Source organism: Arthrobacter sp. ZGTC412, assembly GCF_002929215.1.
Classification (GTDB): Bacteria; Actinomycetota; Actinomycetes; order Actinomycetales; family Micrococcaceae; genus Arthrobacter.
Map to the genome: position 1 here is coordinate 1 of NZ_PJII01000037.1, position 5,763 is coordinate 5,763.

Sequence of the window (5,763 nt, forward strand, 5' to 3'; positions counted from 1 at the left end):
ACTGCCCTTCAAGGTCTTCACCCTTGCAGGTCCCGGTAGCGGATCCAAGCTCGTGATCGACGTCGCCCACCATTGGTAACAGCAGCTGTAAGGCCCGATGCGACCAGCCGATAGAACCAGGTCATAAAGCCAGGTGACAGCGAAGCCCCGCTCCCAGGGGGAGGCGGGGCGCCGCTTTGCCTGTACCGTGCAGCGAGGCCTAGTGGGGAACCACCGCCGGCTATCCCTTGCACGGGCCGCTGGGCTGGGATATCAGCACGTTGTGCATCATCGATTAAGAACCGCGGACTTTCAGCCCGTCCGACCAGTTGGTACTCCGGACACTGGCCACAATCGTCCAGAACCACATCGACGCACGGGTTTAGCACCGGTATGTCAGGGGTGTTCGATCCAGCAGGCGAGGATGGTGGTGGAGAGCTGGTAGGCCAGGGCGTTCCTGGTGACGCTGTCCGGTCCGATTGTGGCGGGCAGGTCAGCGGCGTCCACCTGCAGCACGAAGCTGTCCTTCTGGAACACCGCTGACCCATCCGCGGTTTCGTACGCCGGAAAGCCGAGGTTCGCGAGGCCTTCGATGGGTTTGGCGTCTGTCTCGAGGGCCTGCATCGCATCAAAGTAGGTCAGGGCAGTGGCCTGGTCCTTGGCTTCCTTGACGGAGATGACCAGGTCCCCTTGTTCCAGGTGGTAGCTGCAGGTGAAGGTGCTGTCGGCCCAGTCGTTGGTGGTGTGCGGGTCCTGCTTGAGGTCCAGGGTGGCCGCAAGTCGGTCCATCGGCTGGTCCCCGCAGACCATCAGAGCGGCGTCGCTGGGTTTGTTGGCTTTGGTGGCGCCGGCTGATGATGATCCGCCTCCGTGGTGTCCGCCGCCGTGGTTGCCGGTATTCCCGGACTCGGTCGAGGCCGCCGGCGCCGGAAGGATCGATGGTGCGGTGACGGACCCGGCCGATGTTGCGCAGCCGGAGAGCAGCAGGGATGACAGGGCCAGGGATGCCAGCAATGGCTTGTGCTGTTTCATGGCGCTTTCCATCCTTGCCGCCCCGTGTTGCGGATGAGCGGCTGTTGTCAGGCTTTGAGTGTGGCGTAGATGACGTAGTTGTCATCGAAGAGCCCGGTGGCGGGATCGTAGCCGTCGCAGGTGATGAGCCGCAGTTCGGCTCCGTCGGTGTTGCCGTAGACCTCGAGGGTGGGGAACTCGTTCTTGCTGTAAAGGGCGCCGCGGTCAACGGTGAACACGGCGATGCTGCCGTCCGTTCGGGAAACGTTGATTTCAGCACCCGGGGTGAGCTTGCGCAGGTCCGCGAACACGCCCTTGTTGCCGCCCAGGGCGTTGACGTGGCCCAGCATGACCGACGGGCCTCGTTCGCCGGGGGTGGGTGAGCCGTTGTACCAGCTCGCGGGCGCGCCGTTGCCGGTGTCCTCAGGTACTTCCAGTGACCCGTTCCCGCGCAGGCCCAAGTGAAGAAGGTCTGTCCGGACCCCAATCGAGGGAATGGCCAAGGTGACCGGATCGGACGCGGCCATGACGGGAGGAAGCTGCTGTGCGGGCGGGGCCGCCGCGGGCGCCGCAGATGACGGAGCCGACGTAGCGGGGGGAGTGCCGGGTGTTGCCGGTGGTGAGACCGAAGTTGAAGGTGCCGCTCCCGCATCCGGCGTGCTGGCGGTTCCGCCCGCGCAACCGGTCAGGGTGAGCAGGAGCAGAACCCCGGCCGCCGTGGAAGCCCCGATACCTCCGCGGTGGCCGGGATTCTTTGTTGTCACAGTGTTGATCCGGTCAGCCTGTGCTTAGGCTGCGGCAGCGACGGTACGGCGGCGGACGACGTAGGCTCCGCCGGCGAGGGCGACAAGCGCCAGGCCACTGCCGATTGCGAGAGCGCCGGTGTCGGTGCCGGTTTCGGTGGCGATGCCGGTGTCAGCACCGCCTGCAGGCATCTGCATCTGCCCGGCCGTCAAGGTTCCGCACAGGGCGGGGGAGGTGGCGGCAAGCGGAAGGGTCGGAGCGAGGTCGCTCTTGGCAGCCTGGCCTGCAGCGCTGAGGGTGGCGGGGTCAAGGCCGTGAACCACAACCACTGCGGTGCCGGCTTGCAGGGCCGCTTTGGTCTCGGCGTTCAGCTCGAACGTGCGGTCAACGGTGTAGGCAGCACCCTGGCCGGCGACCTTGAGATCAAGGCCTGCGGCGGGGCTGGTGTCACCGCTGGTGGAGAGAGTGGTGACGATGCCGCCGTAGGACGGGGCGCCTTCTGTGGTGGCAATGACCTGGTCGCCGTCTTCATCGGCGGACGGGTCCGGACAGACGCCCTGGGCTCCTCCGTGGATGTGCTGGACATGGGGGTACGGAGCGTCCATGAAGGTCGCGGGCATCCCTGAAACGTTCAGGACAACGTGGGCCTCGTTGCCCGTGACATGGAGCTGGATGGTGCCTGAGCCGGCGCTGCCGTTGAGCTGCTGAAGCGTGGACTGGTAGGACTGGTCCGCGGCCATAGCGGGGGAGCCGGAAAGGGCCAGGCCGGCAAGGGCCAGGGTGGGTACTGCCATAAAGCGAAGTGTTTTATTCATAGGGAAAATCTCCTCATACACGCGCGTGTGATGTTGGCACCCCAGGAAGGGGACAAACAGTACTTCGCGCCTGCTCAAGGAAAGGATGGGTAGTGATGTGGTCGGGTTCACAATGCCAAGGAGTTTTTCACCAAGCCGCGAATTGCGGCGTTCCGGCCAAGGGGCTGCTCCGGGCCTTGGCTCAGTGTGAGCAAAGGATCTCAAGATTTACGCAATTAGTCCTGGCACTGGACAAATTTGCTTCCGTTTGGCGTCTTTGCTTTCTAGGGTTTTTCATACGAGCTCGTCCAGGGGACATTCTTGATAAGCGCTGATGCACCTTCGGTTAGTAGAAAAGATGAATCTTTGCAGCACCTGGTCGACTCTGCGCCACTGGAGACAGGGCGCGGGGTGATGGACTGGTCCGCCGATTCCCTGCTAGATCTTGGACAGCCGAGTAACTTCGCGTTTTGGATTGGCCCTAATCATTGTGGACAGAACGGGCAACGAAGCAGATGCAGGGGAGCGGAATGGAACGAGTGACGCTTTTTGATCCGCTTGCGGTCAGGGAGTCAGGTTCTGTGGCGCCGTCCACAGGCCGAGTGCCCCTTCCCGCTCCTCCGACGAGGCAACATAAAGCATCTCCAGTTTTGCCTTCCCGGGGCCGTGAACGTGAAGTGCAACAGCTCATCCACGACCTTGCTGTCCTTGCAGCCGAGCACCGTCCGCCGCTGCCATAAACGGTAGATCGGGGCGGGAGTGGTCACCGCCCAGTCGGCGGTGAGGTTGTTTAGGTTGACCTTTGGCGCGGGCTGTCGAGATCTCCATTGGGCGGTTGTTACTGGGCGTACGGCTATGCCAAGCGACGTATTGGCCAGAAACTCCAGAAGGCGCCCTTGAGGACCTCATGCTCTCCACAGCGTTGGCGGTCGTAGACGCGGAAGGCTTGGACGCGCTCACCATGAGGCAGCTGGGGCAGGAGTCACAACGGGATCCATTAGTCTCTACCGGTGCGCGGCCAACCGGGCAGCCCTGCTGGACGGAGTCGCTGAAAGTCCTGAACGAATTGACCATCCTTCCCACTGACCCGGACTGCCAGGCCAGTTGCGACAACCGGTGCGTTTCCTGGGCACCAGCAGGATTGTCATCCCGCGATTCGCTACGGACCATCGCGTGCTAACGGTACGGCGCGTAGTGGAGGTCCTGAGTGCGCCGGGTGCGCACGCCGTCGCTATGCGGTCCGCTGACGACGTCACCTTCAGGGGTTAGAAGTTGCGTGAAGCGACGTGTGCTGTGAACAATGCCGCCCCGAACCACTAACTGTTCGATCACTTTCCACGCTTCCGCGACCCCGTCGGATATGTCATCACCCCCGAAAGTCCACCAGCCCAGGTGGTCACTGTCGATGACGATGAGGTAACTGCTGATGATGTGGACCTTGAGCAACATCGCCCCGGAACGCCGTGGTCGCACTGTTAGGCTCCGGTCAAACTCAGGCTGATCTGTTGCCACATTAACCTCACCATCGCTGCCCACCAGTGCGATAAGTCGGGCCGCGAAAACATCCCCGGCACTGGGAGCCAGCAAGAACCTTTCGTGATAACTCTCGAGCACAGCAATCGCCTCACCAAGATCGGAGTCCCAGTCAAACTCCCACCGCCGAGCGTAAACGAACGGATAGGAGCCAGGTGAGATTGCGACCACGAGCCACTGGTCACCGATCACCGACAGGTCGCCGACCCGGAAGCTGGGTAGTCGAAGGGTATCCGGGGCGATCAGTTTCTCCGTAACGGCATCACCGAAGAGTTGTCGTGCCCGGAGCATCAGGCGCTCGAATGCTGCAAGGTGGGCATCGGGAATGGGAGGCACACGCCCATTCTTGCCTACGCCCTGAGTTTCTACATGGGCGGCGTGCCCGTGAGCCGGTCGATCACCGTGCCCAGGAAACGCGCCGCACGTATCGTGCAGTTGCTGGCCCAGGCCATGTATGTGACTTTCAGCGATAAATGGCGGCTTTTTCTCAGCGCTATTTGGCGCACGGTGCAGCCCGCAAGGGGATCCTTTGACCGGACGGATAATGGGCTCAGCTGCAGGTCGGCGAACTCCAGCTGTGAGTCGTATCGGTAAGTGGCGTGGTTTTCGTAGCGGTTAGTGATCGATGAGGAGCGCTTCTCGGGCTGCGTCGATCGGTTCCGGTGCGAGGGTGTCGAGTTCGTTGAGGGTCTGGATGCTGGTGATTTGGGTGAGGAGCCGGTCGACGAGGCGGAAGTTGCCACCGGTGATGCGGACCATGGTTGCGGTGGCGTAGGCTTTCGTCATCTGGCGTGTTCTCGGTTCTGGGGTGTCGGTTGGTGAGGACGGCTGTGAGTTCATCGGGTGTCAGGGGCCGGTATTCGTGAGCGAAGCCGATACGACTGTAAAAGCTTGGTATAGCGCGCGAGCCTCAGCCAAGCGCGCCTACTTCCAAGGGCTTGCACTGAGGTCATCACTGTTGCGACGCAGCCGACGGAATGGGTAGTCTTCCCGAGCGGCAGCCCGCCTCTCCCCCCATCTCACTTCGAAAAGCGCTCGACGAGTGGCGGCCGACCATCGAGCGCAACCTCGAGCGGCTGGGCCTTGAGGTGACCGGCCAACCCCACGAGTGGAACCTGGGGAGCGGAGGTCCCTCATCGCCTGTGGCGACCTGCCCGGCACCAAGCGCGTACTGATCGGACTCGATCGCCACTCGATCGAGATGCGCGAGGTCTCCCCGATGAGCGGCTGGCCAGCCCAACCAGGAACGCCGCGACGTGCTTGCCCGGGCCGGCTGATGCGGCGAGACCAGTTGAGCACGCCATAGAACCGCATGCCAGAACTTCGGTCACCGTGAAGCGATCGTCGTGTTCTCCCACCGTCCCCGGCACATCCAGCGAAGAGGACCTCCCCACGGCCATCATGTCGATCGAGGTGGGTATCCTCCTATCCCCGACGACAACAGCGGGACCGCCGGTAGCGAGATACCCGCGACGCCAACGGATCGCTTCGGAACCACTCTTTAGAGGGCGATCAGCGCCGCAATGTAGAGGGCGGACGCGGACCAGGTTGTGACCATCTGGATCCAGTTGATCGTAAAGTACTTCTGCCGTTCGGCCTCCCAATTTGGCGGCAGCGCCTCGGGGTCCCAGGCCAGAATCATTTTGTAGTGCGGCGTTTTCACGGCGTTCGAGACGATGATGACGCCGACGAACACGATGCT

6 protein-coding genes and 1 pseudogene are annotated in these 5,763 nt (G+C 62.6%); 1 reads left to right on the forward strand and 6 read right to left on the reverse strand.

The annotated features are described in order from the left end of the window. Positions 1-79: pseudogene (locus CXQ88_RS22875) on the forward strand (AMIN-like domain-containing (lipo)protein); the annotation flags it as partial. 296 nt (positions 80-375) lie between these two features. On the opposite strand, the gene CXQ88_RS21130 reads toward CXQ88_RS22875, so the two are convergent. The 6 genes from CXQ88_RS21130 to CXQ88_RS22065 form a co-directional block, all read right to left on the reverse strand. After that, positions 376-1,011 carry a hypothetical protein gene (locus CXQ88_RS21130; RefSeq protein WP_104046122.1) on the reverse strand — a complete coding sequence of 212 codons (636 nt, stop codon included), beginning with the start codon at positions 1,009-1,011 and terminating at the stop codon, positions 376-378. Between the two features lie 47 nt (positions 1,012-1,058). After that, positions 1,059-1,754, reverse strand: coding sequence for a sortase domain-containing protein (locus CXQ88_RS21135; protein WP_104046123.1), 696 nt, complete (start codon positions 1,752-1,754; stop codon positions 1,059-1,061). A gap of 24 nt (positions 1,755-1,778) precedes the next feature. Beyond that, positions 1,779-2,549, reverse strand: a complete 771-nt coding sequence (locus CXQ88_RS21140) for a hypothetical protein (RefSeq protein WP_181037646.1) — start codon at positions 2,547-2,549, stop codon at positions 1,779-1,781. A 1,155-nt stretch (positions 2,550-3,704) separates the two neighbouring features. Then, the gene (locus CXQ88_RS21150) at positions 3,705-4,397 is read right to left on the reverse strand and encodes a hypothetical protein (protein ID WP_104046125.1); all 693 of its coding nucleotides are present in this window, start codon (positions 4,395-4,397) and stop codon (positions 3,705-3,707) included. Between the two features lie 279 nt (positions 4,398-4,676). After that, positions 4,677-4,847 (reverse strand): hypothetical protein, encoded by a 171-nt coding sequence (locus CXQ88_RS22060; protein ID WP_181037647.1) that lies wholly within the window; start codon positions 4,845-4,847, stop codon positions 4,677-4,679. 715 nt (positions 4,848-5,562) lie between these two features. Next, the coding region (locus CXQ88_RS22065; protein ID WP_181037649.1) for a hypothetical protein at positions 5,563-5,763 on the reverse strand (201 nt) is incomplete at its 5' end.